The sequence below is a fragment of the Desulfovibrio sp. ZJ369 genome (assembly GCF_011039085.1).
Lineage (GTDB): Bacteria > Desulfobacterota > Desulfovibrionia > Desulfovibrionales > Desulfovibrionaceae > Desulfovibrio.
In genome coordinates this window covers 1-13,269 of sequence record NZ_JAAKEI010000050.1, presented here as the reverse complement: position 1 = coordinate 13,269, position 13,269 = coordinate 1, and the positions used below count along the sequence as shown (strand labels likewise).

13 protein-coding genes are annotated in these 13,269 nt (G+C 61.8%); 4 read left to right on the top strand and 9 right to left on the bottom strand.

The features are described from left to right. Positions 1-468 precede the first annotated feature (468 nt). Complete coding sequence (locus G7Y51_RS11930; protein ID WP_165177778.1) at positions 469-1,182, top strand: DUF134 domain-containing protein; 714 nt, start codon at positions 469-471, stop codon at positions 1,180-1,182. A gap of 42 nt (positions 1,183-1,224) precedes the next feature. On the opposite strand, the gene G7Y51_RS11925 is transcribed toward G7Y51_RS11930, so the two are convergent. The 6 genes from G7Y51_RS11925 to G7Y51_RS11900 form a co-directional block, all read right to left on the bottom strand. After that, a complete protein-coding gene (locus G7Y51_RS11925; protein ID WP_165177776.1) occupies positions 1,225-1,518 on the bottom strand; it encodes a pseudouridine synthase in 294 nt (97 codons plus the stop codon). Between the two features lie 212 nt (positions 1,519-1,730). Then, complete coding sequence (locus G7Y51_RS11920; RefSeq protein WP_165177774.1) at positions 1,731-2,363, bottom strand: tetratricopeptide repeat protein; 633 nt, start codon at positions 2,361-2,363, stop codon at positions 1,731-1,733. Then, positions 2,360-2,752, bottom strand: a complete 393-nt coding sequence (locus G7Y51_RS11915; RefSeq protein WP_165177772.1) for a hypothetical protein — start codon at positions 2,750-2,752, stop codon at positions 2,360-2,362. Before G7Y51_RS11915 ends, G7Y51_RS11920 begins: the two co-directional genes overlap by 4 nt. A gap of 10 nt (positions 2,753-2,762) precedes the next feature. Next, positions 2,763-3,431 carry a YkgJ family cysteine cluster protein gene (locus tag G7Y51_RS11910; RefSeq protein ID WP_165177770.1) on the bottom strand — a complete coding sequence of 223 codons (669 nt, stop codon included), beginning with the start codon at positions 3,429-3,431 and terminating at the stop codon, positions 2,763-2,765. A 134-nt stretch (positions 3,432-3,565) separates the two neighbouring features. Then, a complete protein-coding gene (locus G7Y51_RS11905) occupies positions 3,566-3,754 on the bottom strand; it encodes a ferredoxin (RefSeq protein WP_165070646.1) in 189 nt (62 codons plus the stop codon). A 208-nt stretch (positions 3,755-3,962) separates the two neighbouring features. Beyond that, a complete protein-coding gene (locus G7Y51_RS11900) occupies positions 3,963-5,348 on the bottom strand; it encodes a trypsin-like peptidase domain-containing protein (protein WP_165177768.1) in 1,386 nt (461 codons plus the stop codon). 261 nt (positions 5,349-5,609) lie between these two features. Here G7Y51_RS11900 and cobT point away from each other — a divergent pair, with 261 nt between their 5' ends. Further along, positions 5,610-6,746 carry a nicotinate-nucleotide--dimethylbenzimidazole phosphoribosyltransferase gene (gene cobT / locus G7Y51_RS11895; RefSeq protein WP_165177766.1) on the top strand — a complete coding sequence of 379 codons (1,137 nt, stop codon included), beginning with the start codon at positions 5,610-5,612 and terminating at the stop codon, positions 6,744-6,746. Then, complete coding sequence (locus G7Y51_RS11890) at positions 6,746-7,723, top strand: ABC transporter ATP-binding protein (protein WP_165177782.1); 978 nt, start codon at positions 6,746-6,748, stop codon at positions 7,721-7,723. Before cobT ends, G7Y51_RS11890 begins: the two co-directional genes overlap by 1 nt. A gap of 2 nt (positions 7,724-7,725) precedes the next feature. Here the strand turns inward: G7Y51_RS11890 and speA are convergent, their stop codons facing one another. Further along, complete coding sequence (gene speA, locus G7Y51_RS11885) at positions 7,726-9,642, bottom strand: biosynthetic arginine decarboxylase (RefSeq protein ID WP_165177764.1); 1,917 nt, start codon at positions 9,640-9,642, stop codon at positions 7,726-7,728. 438 nt (positions 9,643-10,080) lie between these two features. Here speA and G7Y51_RS11875 point away from each other — a divergent pair, with 438 nt between their 5' ends. Beyond that, the gene (locus G7Y51_RS11875; RefSeq protein ID WP_165177760.1) at positions 10,081-11,163 is read left to right on the top strand and encodes an efflux RND transporter periplasmic adaptor subunit; all 1,083 of its coding nucleotides are present in this window, start codon (positions 10,081-10,083) and stop codon (positions 11,161-11,163) included. A 65-nt stretch (positions 11,164-11,228) separates the two neighbouring features. Here the strand turns inward: G7Y51_RS11875 and G7Y51_RS11870 are convergent, their stop codons facing one another. Next, positions 11,229-11,888, bottom strand: a complete 660-nt coding sequence (locus tag G7Y51_RS11870; RefSeq protein ID WP_165177758.1) for a YigZ family protein — start codon at positions 11,886-11,888, stop codon at positions 11,229-11,231. A 221-nt stretch (positions 11,889-12,109) separates the two neighbouring features. Then, complete coding sequence (locus G7Y51_RS11865) at positions 12,110-13,129, bottom strand: DUF1848 domain-containing protein (RefSeq protein WP_277424697.1); 1,020 nt, start codon at positions 13,127-13,129, stop codon at positions 12,110-12,112. Between the last annotated feature and the right edge of the window lie 140 nt (positions 13,130-13,269).

Genomic DNA, 13,269 nt, shown 5'->3' with positions numbered 1-13,269 from the left:
GAACTCGGCAGTTAAGCTCTCCATCGCCGATGATACTGCATATCTTCTTGCGGGAAAGTAGGCCGTTGCCAAAGATTGTTAGAAAGCCCCCGACGCCACCGGCGCGGGGGCTTTCTCTTTTGCCCCCCGCCCAGGGCCCGCCAAACCACTCTCTACCTCCCTAGAGCATTTTGCTTTTGAAATTATTCAATTTCAAAAGCGGCGCTGCCATCATTTCGCGTCCAGAACGCGGTCTGGACGCTCATTCGGCGCGGGCGTCCGCTCCCGCGGCCGCCAGAGCGGTTGCCGTTTTCAACAGCAAACCGCTCTACATGAGAGCAGCGGCAGCATGTATGGGGACGTATCTTTTTGGGCCGACCGCGTGTTCTGCTGCGGGGCCGGCCTTGAGCGCCGGAATTTTTCCGCATGCCTTGACAATCTGCCAAGAGCGGCTTAAATGCTCATTTGAGCAAAATGACTGAGGAGACCATGCCCAGACCCTGCCATTGCCGGCGCGTGGCCGCGTTGCCCAAAGTGCGCTATTTCAAGCCCCAGGGGATACCGTTGAGCGACCTTGCAGAAGCGAGGCTGTCCGTTGACGGCCTGGAGGCCGTGCGTCTGGCCGACTGCCAGGGAATGAACATGGACGAGGCTGCCGCCCGCATGGGCGTCTCACGACATACTTTCGGCAGGCTGTTGCGCAAGGCGCGCCGTTGCGTGGCCCAGGCCCTGATTGAGGGGCAGGCCCTGCGCATTGAAGGCGGGGTGTGCATGTTGCCCAGCCAGGCCGACACACAAGGAGAAATTCACATGAGCAATGCAATTCTGGTGGCTGTGCCCTCTGACGCGCCGGGCGGGCTTGATGCAGCGCCCAGCGCCCACTTCGGCCATTGCGACGCCTATACCCTGGCCAAAGTTGAAAACGGCCAAATCAGCCAGGTGGATGTGCAGTATAATGCGGGGCATGAACACGGGAACTGCCTGCAGCCTGTGCAGGAACTGGCCCAAAAGGGCGTTACCGCCCTGCTGGCCGGAGGCATGGGCATGCGCCCGCTTCAGGCAATGCAGGCCGCAGGGATTACCGTCTACCATAATGCCGGGCACGCCTCGGTGCGTGATGCCCTGAAAGCCTTTGTTGACGGCAAACTCCAGCCTTTCGGGACCGAGCAGCTTTGCAAGGGCGGTTGCGGCCATCACGGCTAGGGCCCGCTATGAACATCATTCGTCAAATAGCGTGAACAGGCTCTAGTCCAAGAGCCCAAGCAGCCTGGCCACGCGCTGCTCATTGAGGCCGGAATGGACTTCCATCAGTTCTCGGCTCTGCTGCACGGCTTCTTCTTCCACCTGGGCCAAAGTCTGTTGCACTTCCTCGTTGTTCAGGATATGCGGCGTGCCCGGGGCGCGCTCTTCCAAAGCGGGCGCGGCCGAGGAAGAGGCCTGCGCGGTCTGTGTGACGGGCAACATGGCATTGACCCGTTCCTGAAAGGTGGGGAACAGAGGGCCCAGATCATTATTGCGAAAGCGGAATTCCAGTTCCATGCCGGTTACTCCTTGTCATGAGCCGTCGGGCGGCAAGCCGGACGCGAAAAAGCGCAGGCGGGGAAAATCTGACCGCCTGCGCTTGTCAAGCAAGAAGTATGCCGGGAAGGAATCAGAACAGCAGTACGCGTGCCGCGGGAACGCGACCGGGAAAAGCGGCCGGGCTGCGGCGTCCATGCCGTTTTGAGGCGGGGAGCCAATGCCGGAATGCCCTACAGCCCCTGGCGGTGCGGTTTCAACTCCTCAAGAAAGCCCTGGGGCACTTCAAAGCCCAGTTCCTGAGCCTTGTCCGCGGCTTCCGCAGCTTTGGCGTACTCCTGCCCTTCAAAATAGGCCAGGGCCAGGTTGTTCCAGGCAGGGGCAAAGCCCGGTTCCTGCTTGATGATTTCCTTACAGGTTTCCTCGCACGCCTTGAACTCGCCCTTCATAAAATAGGCCGTGGCCAGGGCGTTCTTGGCCTGGACAAAGTTGGGGTCCCACTTGAGCGCCTTGTGCAGGGCCGCAATGGCCTTGTCGGGCTGGCCGCGCTGCAAATGCACAAAGGCTATGTTGCTCCAGGGTATGGGGAACTTGGCCCGGCAATTGGCGGCTTCTTCATTATAGCGCAGGCAGCCGTCCAGATCGCCGCGCTCAAGGCAGATGCCGCCCAGTTGCACATAGGCCTCGGCCAGATGCGGCGAATTGCGCACGGCATTGAGCAGGGCTTCCTCCGCGGCCACAAAATCGCGTTTGGAGAGCATCGCCAGACCAAGATTATAATAGTGGTTGGCGCATTTGTCATTGGTCGCGATCTCGCTTTTGAGATCCGCAATATATTCGTCAATGTCGTCGTACTGTTCTTTCATTCGATGTGCCCCTCTTTTTTCAGAAGATCGTGATACCAGAGGCAAAAATCAAAAATGCCCAGGTATTTTTCATCCCTTTTGACCGCGCCCAGGGCGCATTCCAGCGCGCCTTTGCCGTACTCATTGCTGTACGGGCCTTTTTTGGCGGCCTCGCGCAGAAATTCGTTGATCAGTTGCTGCGCGGTGCGCTTGCTGACGTCCATGCGGATGTCAAGGGGATCATTGGGCTTCTGGAACGGATCCCAGTTCTCGTAGCCCAGGCGATCCACAAATTTACGGCGGCGCGGATTCATTTTTTCATAGATTTCGCGCTTGAGCTTTTCCTGCTCCTCAGTGAGCTCTTGCGGAGTGCTGTCGCAAAAAACGGCGGCGGGAATCAGGCCGGGCATGCGAGGGCTCCTATGCTTCGGGCTTGGCCGGGCCGATGCCCAGGTAGGTTTCATCGTATGTGGTGAGCAGCGCCATGGAAAGGGGCACATAGACCTCGTGCAGCTCCGTGAAGCGCGATTGCACGGTTGTTGCCAGTTCCCGGCTCAGATCCTCCAGCCGGGCCTGCATTTTGTCCAAATGCACAGTGGGGTAGGGCTTGCCTTTTTCAAAGGCCGAAAACCCGCAGACATGCCCCTGGCCGGCGATGGCAGTGGGCACTCCGTAAATGCGACAGGTAACAGGCCTGCTTTCATACAGCAGGCAGCGCTGATCGTCGCCGAGCAAGGGGCAGCGCAACTTGATCTGCGCGGCCCGCGCCATAATGGCCTCCGGGCTTTCTCCGTCTTTTTCGGCCCGGAAGAGATCGCGTTTCAGGCGCGTCAGGCGGCGGTCGGTCTCGGCAGCGCGGCTCAGAATGGCCGATCGCTCGGGGCCGTGCGCAAAGGTCCGGCTGAAGGCCCGGTTCAGATACATGGCCTCCACCAGAGAAAGGTCAAACAGGGCATGGCAGCAGTCGCTGCACCCTTCCTTGCAGGTCACACAATGGGGCTGGGCCTCGCGCACCCGTGCAAACAGGGTGTCGGCCTCAGCCCGCAGGCTTTCATACCTGGAAAAAATGGCACTCAGATCAGGGATCATGACTTTCCTGCGACAGCGCGGGCGGATTATGAAAGTGCCGCCGGGCGTGTGCGCGTCCGACGGCACTGTGGAATCACGAAACAGCGGCATAAGCGGGTCAACAGCGGAATGCCGCGTGGGCAGCTGCCCGTTGTTTAGTTTTCTTCGACAGTGATGGCGCTGGCCTCGCAGACCTCTACGCAGGATTCACAGCCGAGACATTCTTCGGCATTGACGGGTTCGGACTTGCCGTCCTTGATCTCGTAAACTTCCACGGGGCAAACATCCACGCATTCGCCACAGCCCACGCACTTGTCGGCGTCAACATTCACATTATAGCCCATTGTTTCCTCCCAAGATTAGCAGTGTCTTGTCTGGTGACAAAAACGGCCGGTCGCCGCTTGTGAAATGGATAGCTTCAGCCCCCGGCCCTGTCAAGTGTCTGCCGCGATTTTGCCCAACGCGCGGGAAACTGTTGCGGGCGGCCCGCTGCGGCAGGATCCGGGCATGTGGGAAATAAGCATTTTTTGCGCAGTGGCAAGAGAAAGGGGCTTACAACACCAGGCGCGCGTAATAGCCTCGCCCGTCGCGCACAATCTGCAGAAGCACCTGGCCCGCAAGGCGTTCCCGGCGAAAAGCCTGCAACAGATCCTGCAGGGTGTCCACTCGTGTTGCGCCCACGGCGGCAATGACATCGCCTTTGCGCAAAAAGGCGGCCGGTCCGTCGCGGCGCACGCTTTGAATCACAAGGCCCCGGCTGCCCGGGCCCAGCGTAAGGCCCCAGCGCCGCTCCATAAGCGCGCGTGCCCTCTCGTCGTCAAAAGGCGCGGGGGTCAGATTGAGCGTCAGGCTCTTTTCGCCGCGCCGCAGGGCCACGCGCAGAGTTTCGCCGCCGGTCTGATTGCGCAGCACATTGATGTAATCGCGCCGATCCCGCACCGGGGCGGCATTGATGCTTTCGATAATGTCGCCGGGCGCAATGCCGGCCCGTGCCGCCGGGGTTCCTTCAAAAACCGTGCTGACCAGCAGGCCGCGTGCTTCCCTGCGGCCCAGGGCCATGGCCATGCGGCTGTCCAGATCCTCGGCGGCGATGCCCAGCCAGAGCGGAGCCACCCGGCCCCGGCCCATGAGATCTTCCATGACCCGGCGGGCCTTGTTGATGGGGATGGCAAAACCGATGCCCTCGGCGCGCGCGTCCACAGCCGTGTTGATGCCGATGAGCCCGCCTTCGATATTCAACAGCGGGCCGCCGCTGTTGCCCGGATTGATGGCCGCGTCGGTCTGGATCAGATCCGTGAACAGGCCGCCTTCATTGCGGATGGTGCGGCCCAGGGCGGAAACCACGCCGGTTGTGACCGTATGCGTGAAACCGAAAGGATTGCCGATGGCGATCACTGTCTCGCCGGGCAGAATGTCGCCGGAATCTCCCAGGCGAACCGCGGGCAACTGGCGCGCGCCCCTGATCTCAAGGACCGCGATGTCAAAATCAGGCTCGGCGCCTTTGACCGTGGCCGGAAACTCGCGCCCGTCCAGCAGGTGAACCATGACTTCGTCGCCGCCGGCAATGACGTGGGCATTGGTCAGCACCAGGCCTTTTTGGCCGTCCACAATGACGCCGGATCCCAAGCTGACGCGCTTTTGCCGCCGGGCCTGCCTGCCGGGAAAACCGTCAAATCCCGGAAAGCCGGGGCCAAAGCCCGGCCCAAAAAAACGCTCCAGGGACGAAAGGCGACGCCCTTCAATAACATGCGTGCTGGTGATGTTGACCACTGCCGGAGCCACGGCCTGCACGGCCCGGACCACAGGCGTCATACGCGGGCTGTCGGGCGCGGGCGCGGCCCGGCTTTCCGCAAGTGGGAGCCAGGTCTGCGCGGCCCAGACACAGAAGAGAAAAAGGACGGTTTTGCCGAAATAGTTGGCGAAAGCAAAATTGCGCATGATTTGCCTTTTAGGATAAGGATAGTATGCTCCGGCGCGGACGCCAGCTAACGCTGTCGCCAGAGCGTTCAGCTACTTTCATGAGCAAAACGCTCTAAAAGGAGCAGGGGCGGCGTATGGCCGCTGCCGGACTGTCCTGACAGACAACAGAGTAAACAAATAAGAAATTATTTTTTTTCGTTTGTAAAGATCCTTGCGCCTGCTCCGCGGAAACGCTAAGAAGCGGAAATGCACAAGAAAAATATTCAGTCCAAGGAAAAAATGGAAAACGTTTTGCCGGGCCTGCGCATTGAGCCTCTGCGGCCGAAGGATTTGGCGGCGGCCCAGGCGCATCTGGACGATCTGACCAAACCGCGTGGCAGCCTGGGGCGTCTTGAGGAGCTGGCCCGGCGTCTTTTCGCCATGGGGCAGGGGAGCTTGCCGCTTTCAGTGAGCCCTGCCCTGATGCTGACCGTAGCCGGGGATCACGGAGTTGCCGCGCAGGGCGTTTCACCCTTTCCCCAGGCCGTGACCCGTCAGATGGTGCAAAATTTTTTGACCGGCGGGGCTGCCGTCAATGTGCTCTGTCGGACGGCGGGGATGGAGTTGCGCGTAGTGGACGCCGGATGCGCGGGCGGGCCGTTTCCCGCGCATGAAATGCTTCTGGATCGCCGTCTGGGCGACGGCACGGCGGATATCAGCCTGGGCCCGGCCATGAGCCGCGAGAGCTGCCTGAAAGGCCTTCAGATGGGCGCTGCGCTGGCCGTGGAGGCCGCTGATCAGGGCTGCCGCTGCCTGGGCGTGGGGGAAATGGGCATTGCCAATTCCACGGCCGCCACGGCCGTGTACTGCGCTTTGCTGGGTCTTGAGCCTGAAGATGTGGCGGGCCCCGGCGCGGGCTCCGATCCTGCCATGGTCCGTCACAAGGCCGGGATTGTCCGGCAGGCCCTGGCCGTGAACGCGGCTTTGCTGGAGGCCAGTGATCCGCCGGGCGTGCTGGCCGCAGTGGGCGGCTTTGAACTGGCGATCATGAGCGGCATCATGCTTGGCGCGGCAGCGCGGCGGCTGCCCGTGCTGGTGGACGGCTTCATCAGCAGCGCGGCCTATGCGGCGGCTCTGGCCCTTTGCCCGGCCCTGGCGGACTATGCCGTGCTTTCCCACGCTTCGGCGGAGCCGGGGCACAGCCGGGCTCTGGCGCATCTGCAAGGCGCGCGCCCCGGCGAGGGGCAGCCCCTGCTGGATCTGGGCATGCGTCTGGGCGAGGGCACGGGCGCGGCCCTGGCGTATCAGCTTTTGCGCAGCGCGGCGGCCGTCTTTAATGAAATGGCCACGTTCGCGGCCGCGGGGGTGTCGTCCTCCACGCCGAGGCACGGCGCAAGCGCTGTTGAGGCCGGCGCGGGGCCGGGCACGGCATGCTGATGCCCGGAGGCGTTGCAAAGCCGGAAGGGCCGCTTCTGGCCCTGAAGGATGTTTCACGCGCTTTTGGCGTGCGGCGGGGCTGGCTCGGCGAGCAACGGCGTCTGATTGCCGTGGATCGCGTCAGCCTGGATGTCTCTGCCGGAGAAAGTCTCGGTCTGGTGGGCGAGTCCGGTTGCGGCAAGTCCACGCTGGGGCGGCTGGCCTGCGGCCTGTTGGCGCCATCGTCCGGGCAGGTCCTGCTGGAAGGCCGCGCCTTGCCTTTGGCCGGGGCCCGGAGTTGGGCCGCGGGACGGATTCAGATGGTCTTTCAGGATCCCTTTTCTTCTCTCAACCCGCGCATGTCCGCGCGCGCGGCCGTGGCGGAGCCTTTGGCCGCCCAGGGCGTGCCCCGCGCCGAGCAGCGCAGACGGGCTGAGGAAATGCTGGCCACTGTGGGCCTGGACGGCCTGGGAGGGCGCTATCCGCATGAGTTTTCCGGGGGCCAGCGCCAACGCATTGCCGTGGCGCGCGCCCTGATCACCCGGCCGGAAGTGGTGATCTGCGACGAGCCGGTTTCAGCTCTGGACGCCTCGGTGCAGGCCCAGGTACTCAATCTGCTGCGGGACGCGCAGGAGCGTTTCGGCCCGGCCTATCTTTTTATTTCGCACGACCTGGCGGTGGTGGGCTTTATGTGCAGGCGCATTCTGGTCATGTACCTGGGGCAGATTGTGGAGGAAGCCGCACGCGAGCAGCTTTTTGCGGGCGCGGCCCATCCCTACAGCCAGGCATTGCTGGCCTCCATGCCCACGGGCGCATCGCGGAAAGAAGGGGAGCTTTTGCCGCCGCCGCTGGAAGGCGAGCTGCCCAGCCCCCTCAACCCGCCGCCGGGCTGCCGCTTTCACCCGCGCTGCCCCAAAGCCGTGGGCATCTGCCGCCGCGAGCCTCCGGCATGGAAAGAGCTGGCCCCGGGCTGGCGGGCGCGCTGCCATCTGGCCTGAGGTTATCTCTCAAAGTAGGTATAGCCGCGCAAGCCGTCTTCAAAGGCCTGCATGATCGCGAAGCGATCGCTGGGCGAGATGCGCCCCCGGCGCACCGCCTGCTCGGCCGTGCTGCGCAGATCCTCCAGAATGCGGCGCGGCTCGTACTCCACATAGGTCAGGATGTCGGCCACGGAGTCGCCGCGGATTTCGCGCACATATTCATAGCTGCCGTCGTCCGCCGCGCGGATCGAAACCACATTGGTGTCGCCCATCAGATTATGCAGGTCGCCCAGGGTTTCCTGGTAGGCTCCCACCAGAAACGCGCCGAGATAGTATTCCTCCCCGTCGCGCAGCGGATGCAGATCCAGAGTGGGTTTCATGCCCTGGGGATCGATGAAGTGATCGATGCGGCCGTCGGAATCGCAGGTAATGTCCGAGATGATGCCCTGACGCGAGGGGAATTCCTTGAGCCGGTGCACGGGCATGATCGGAAAGAGCTGATCAATGGCCCAGGAGTCGGGCAGGGATTGAAACACGCTGAAGTTGCCGTAATAGATGTCCGCAAGGCTCACGTCGATGTCGGCCAGATCGCGCGGCACGTTTTTCAGCCGCGTCTTTTCCTGGGCAATGCGCATGATGATGGCCCAGAAAAAGCGTTCGGCCAGGGTGCGCTGGCGCAAGGTGACCCGGCCGGTGGAAAAGAGCTGGCGCATCTCGTCGCGGTAGTAAATGGCGTCGTTGTAACATTCCTGGAGGTTGCGCAAAGAAATGCCGGCGAGCACCTCGCGCAGATTGCGCACCGGCTCCGGCGCGTCCTGGGGCAGCTCGTCGGGCAGTTGCACTTCCTCCACCGCGCTGACATCCAGAATATTGAAGAGCAGCACCGAATAGTAGGCCACGGTCGCCCGCCCGGATTCGGTGATAATGTGCGGGTGCGGCACCTGCTGCTCGTCCAGGATGCTCATGATCGCTTCCACCACGTCCGCGCAGTATTCGTCCAGACTGTAGTTGCGCGAAGACACATAATTGGTGTGCGAGCCGTCGTAATCCACGGCCAGGCCGCCGCCCAGATCCAGATAGCCCATGGGCGCGCCCTCCTGCACAAGGCCCTGGTAAAGGCGCGCGCCTTCCATGACGCCGGTGCGGATGTCGCGAATGTTGGAAACCTGCGAACCCAGGTGGTAATGCAGCAGCCGGAAGCAGTCGAGCATGTCGCAGGCCTTGAGCCTGTCCACCACATCCACAATCTGGGCCGGGGAAAGACCGAAGGTGGAACGCTCGCCGCCGGAATCGGTCCAGTGGCCGCCTGCCTTGACCGCCAGCTTGGCGCGCACGCCGATGTTGGGCCGCACTCCGAGAGCCTTGCTGCGTTCCAGGAGCATTTCCAGTTCGCCGGGCATTTCCAGAACGAAAAAGAGATTGAAGCCCAGGCGCAGGGCCTGGAGGCCCAGGTCGATGAATTCCTCGTCCTTGTAGCCGTTGCAGACAATGCAGGCTTCCGTGTCGCGCATCAGGGAGACGGCCGCGATCAGCTCGGCCTTGGAGCCCACTTCCAGGCCGTGGTGATAGCGCGCGCCGAACTGGGCGATTTTTTCCACCACCTGTTGCTGCTGATTGACCTTGATGGGAAAAACGCCGCGGTATTCGCCGGTATAACCGAGATTTTTGATGGCCTTGCGAAAGGATTCGTGGATGCTGGCAATGCGCGAATCCAGAATATTTTCCACCCGCAGAAGCACGGGCATGTCGTAGCCGCGCTCATGCAGCCCGGCGATGATTTCCGGGATGGGAATCTGGGGGCCCTTGGGCCCCTGCGGGCAGATGACCACCTCGCCCGCCTCGGAAATGCTGAAGTAGCCTGCGCCCCAGTCGCGGATGCCGTAAAGCTCCATGGAGTCTTCCACACGCCATTGCTGCAAAGCCCGGTTTTTGGCCAATATGTTCTCCTTGCCTGCCGCCGCCCGGCGGGAAAAAAACGGGAACCGTCCCAAAGCCCGGCATACTATGCCGCGAAAACGCGCAAAGTCAATGCGTTCGCGCACCCCGCGCCACGGCACGGACGGCGGCCGCGAACAGGGTTTTGTCAGGCCGGGTTCCGACGGCATCCGGCGTTCCTGTTCCTGGAGATATACGGCTCCGCTTCGCTCCCTGGCTGCAAGCCTGCGCGGCCTGAGGCGCAGGTAAGCCAGGGTAGTTATCCTCTGCGCGTCCGCTGAAATTTATGCTTGGCAACAGCGCATTGCATGCGACATACTTGACCACAGCAGCCGGCCTGATGCCCGCGCGTTTTGCCGCGGGCCCGGCAGGCCGTTGCGCGGATCAGGCATGCTCGCACAATGCGCCGCCTCACGAAAAAAAGGTTGTCAAGGACAGGCATGAAGTATCTTTTGCGCTGCTGTTTTCTCCTCCTGCCCCTGCTGGCCGCCTGTTCGGGCGAAGATCACGCAGGGGCCGGAGCTCCCCCGGCTCCGGTGCATGTCCAGCCCGTGATCCGGGCCGATGTGCCTCGCCTGCTGCATGCGGTGGGCAATGTCAAAGCCTCGGCCAGTGTGGCCGTCAAACCCAGGGTCACAGGCGAAATCCGGCAAGTCCACTTTACCGAGGGGCAGGAGGTGCGCGAAGGCCAGCCCCTGATCGGCATTGACCCGCGCCCCTTTGAAGCCGCGTTGCGCGAAAAGCGCGGTTTGCTCGCCAAGTCGCAGGCCCAGTTGGCCAAGGCCAACGACGACATGCGGCGTTACGGCAAGCTGGTGGGCAGCGGTTATGTGAGCCGTGAGGCCTATGAGCAGACCGCCACTCAGGCCGCTGCCCTCAAAGCCACGGTGCAGTCGGACAAAGCGGCTGTGGAAAGCGCGGCCCTTGAGCTTTCGTACTGCACGGTAACGGCTCCCATCAGCGGCAGAGTTGGCGCGCTCAATGTGGACAAGGGCAATATGGTGAAAGATACGGATGACACGCCGGTTGTGACCATTGACACGCTGACGCCCATTTATGTGACTTTTTCCGTGCCCGAGGCGCATTTGCCCGTGATTCTGGAACGCATGCGGCAGGGAGACGTGCCTGTCACGGCCGCGCCCGCCGGCGGCAGAGCCGAGACCGGCCGCCTCACCCTGGTGGACAATACGGTGGACACGCGCACCGGCACCATTCGCCTGCGCGGAACCTTTGAGAATGCGGATCGCCGCCTCTGGCCCGGTCAGTTCGTGCAGGTGCAGTTGCCCCTTGGCCTGGCCGCCAATGCCTTGACCGTGCCCAGCCACGCAGTGCTCTCCGGCCGCGAAGGGTCCTATGTCTATCTGGTGGACGCTGAAAATCGCGCTGTCTACCGGGCGGTCAAGGTGCTTTTTGAGCATCAGGGCAGGAGCGTGCTGGAAGGAGAATTGCGCGAGGGCGACCGGGTGGTGGTGGACGGCCAGGTGCGCCTGGCGCCGGGTTTGACGGTGGAAATCCTCCAGTAGCAGCATGGGCGCCGCAGTCATTGCGCGCCCTTGCCAACGCTGACGCTCCTGGAAACTGTCCCTTTTCAAGGCGCGTCATTCTCCAAAAAGGCGGCCTGATCCAGAGCGCGGCAGCTTGCCGCGCCGTTGGTCAGCCGGGCCAGGGCCTTTTCAAAGGCCGGAACGCGCTCTTGCGGCAGACTGAGGCGCAGATGCGCGGCGGCCTGATAGTCCTCGGCTGTAAGCCGCGCTTCGTGAGTGGGCAAAAGGCGGCGCAGGCCGTCCAGATGCGTGTACTCCAGGCTCAGCGCAAGATGGGCCAAAGGCACCTTCTCAACCACTGCCAGGGACGCGAGATTTTCGCGCACCGAATCCTGATAGGCCCGCACCAGACCGCCGGTGCCCAGCTTGATCCCGCCGAACCAGCGCGTCACCACCACGCATATTTCCCCGATGCCGCAATGCAGCAGGACTTGCAGCATGGGCCGGCCGGCCGTGCCGTGGGGTTCGCCGTCGTCGGAAAAGCCAATCCGCGCGGTTTGCCCGGGCGGGCCCGCGGCAAAAGCCCAACAGTTATGCGTGGCGTCCGCTCTGGCGCGGCGCACGGATTCCACAAAAGCGCGCGCCGCCTCAGGGCCGGGCGTATGAGCGCATTGAGCCAGGAAGCGGCTGCGGCGGATCAAAAGCTCCGTGCAATGGGGCTGATCAGGCCCCGCGGCCGGAACGGGATGGCGCGTTACGGACATGGCTTGTTGTTTTCCTCCGGGCAGAACTCGCGGACGGCGTGACGGATGGTATAGGTTGCGCGGCAGACAATGCCTTCCGGGTCGCCCGCGAGTTTGAGACGCGCAAGCAGAGCGTTGAGCTGCTTTCATGAGCAAAACGCTCTGGCGACACGCTCTAAAGGTAGCATGTTTCACACAAAAAACAAGCCTGTAGCCTTTTCCAGTTACCGGCTTGAAAATAATTATAATTTTTCGCTGTATTGATCCACTGTCTGCATCCTGGATAGTACGGCATTCTGTGATTGGTTCGCATAGCAGTAGGCACAAAAATGCCGGCAGGTATTGTACGCGCCGATGTCCTTGCTGGGAGCGCAGCCGCACGCTTTCCTCTGGCCGTTGTCCTTGGCGCTCTTCGCGGCAAGCTGTACCTGAGAAAGGGCAGGGATATCCAAGAGCGAGCCCTGGATCGCCGTTCGCGTCGGTTTGCTGGCAGTCTTCTGGAACTCCGCACAATCCGGGCATAGCCGCAAGAGCAGATCAGGATCGATGCATTTGTTATGTTCAATGCCAAGGGCGTCCAAATCAAGTGTCTCGGCGCAGGTCGCAAGCTTCAGGCGGCCCGGCAAGGCGCGTTCAACCTCCACAATCCCCTTGGCGAGAGCAAGCATTTCTTCGTTGCTGGGCGCACGAAAGCTCTTGTCTATCTTACCGAGTTCCCTCTCTGTTTTTTTGTACCAGTCCACAAAGCTGAATACGAGTTTTTCCGTGTAGGGGGCTATCTCTCGCCCGATCGCGTAAAGCCTGTCGAGAGTGTTCTCTACAGTCAGACCGCCGCCAAGGATGACAGGATCGAAACGCCAGATGACACGATGCCGCCCGATCTTTTCGGAAAGCCGCTTGAACAGCTCAATGCGCTGCGCAAGCCTGGGCAGGCGTGGTTCAATCCCGGTCTCGGCGTAGTCGTTGAGCGTGTACTGGAAATAGAATTGACAGCCCCGCTCGCTCACCTTCGGCAGATCGGGTATCAGCGCGTCGGGGTTCTTGCTCCAAAACACAAAAACCCTGCACTGTTCAAAGGAAACGTATTGCCTCTGATGGGTGTTGAACGGATTTTCCCACACGCAGTACCCGGCCTTGAGCCTGTTCATGAACCATGCCGCGTGAAAGGCCGGAATGTCCGTAGCCCTGCTGGCAGAGATGACAAGGGGGGCAATGGCGGCCTGTCTTCCAGACGGCGTATCAACAAAGGAGAGTATTAACAATATGATGTAAATATGTTATATCCCTCCAAAAGGAGAAACACATGGAAGCAAAGCCCGACTGCCCAAAGTGCCATGCCAGCACGGTATATCGAAGCGGAAAGATTCTGGGAAAACAAAGGTATCGCTGCAAGAATTGTGGA

What these genes read in the sequence shown, in the direction of transcription:
- G7Y51_RS11930 (WP_165177778.1), top strand. Translation starts at nt 469, where the DNA reads ATGCCCAGACCCTGCCATTGCCGGCGCGTGGCCGCGTTGCCCAAAGTG.
- G7Y51_RS11925 (WP_165177776.1), bottom strand. Translation starts at nt 1,518, where the DNA reads ATGGAACTGGAATTCCGCTTTCGCAATAATGATCTGGGCCCTCTGTTC.
- G7Y51_RS11920 (WP_165177774.1), bottom strand. Translation starts at nt 2,363, where the DNA reads ATGAAAGAACAGTACGACGACATTGACGAATATATTGCGGATCTCAAA.
- G7Y51_RS11915 (WP_165177772.1), bottom strand. Translation starts at nt 2,752, where the DNA reads ATGCCCGGCCTGATTCCCGCCGCCGTTTTTTGCGACAGCACTCCGCAA.
- G7Y51_RS11910 (WP_165177770.1), bottom strand. Translation starts at nt 3,431, where the DNA reads ATGATCCCTGATCTGAGTGCCATTTTTTCCAGGTATGAAAGCCTGCGG.
- G7Y51_RS11905 (WP_165070646.1), bottom strand. Translation starts at nt 3,754, where the DNA reads ATGGGCTATAATGTGAATGTTGACGCCGACAAGTGCGTGGGCTGTGGC.
- G7Y51_RS11900 (WP_165177768.1), bottom strand. Translation starts at nt 5,348, where the DNA reads ATGCGCAATTTTGCTTTCGCCAACTATTTCGGCAAAACCGTCCTTTTT.
- cobT (WP_165177766.1), top strand. Translation starts at nt 5,610, where the DNA reads ATGGAAAACGTTTTGCCGGGCCTGCGCATTGAGCCTCTGCGGCCGAAG.
- G7Y51_RS11890 (WP_165177782.1), top strand. Translation starts at nt 6,746, where the DNA reads ATGCCCGGAGGCGTTGCAAAGCCGGAAGGGCCGCTTCTGGCCCTGAAG.
- G7Y51_RS11875 (WP_165177760.1), top strand. Translation starts at nt 10,081, where the DNA reads ATGAAGTATCTTTTGCGCTGCTGTTTTCTCCTCCTGCCCCTGCTGGCC.
- G7Y51_RS11870 (WP_165177758.1), bottom strand. Translation starts at nt 11,888, where the DNA reads ATGTCCGTAACGCGCCATCCCGTTCCGGCCGCGGGGCCTGATCAGCCC.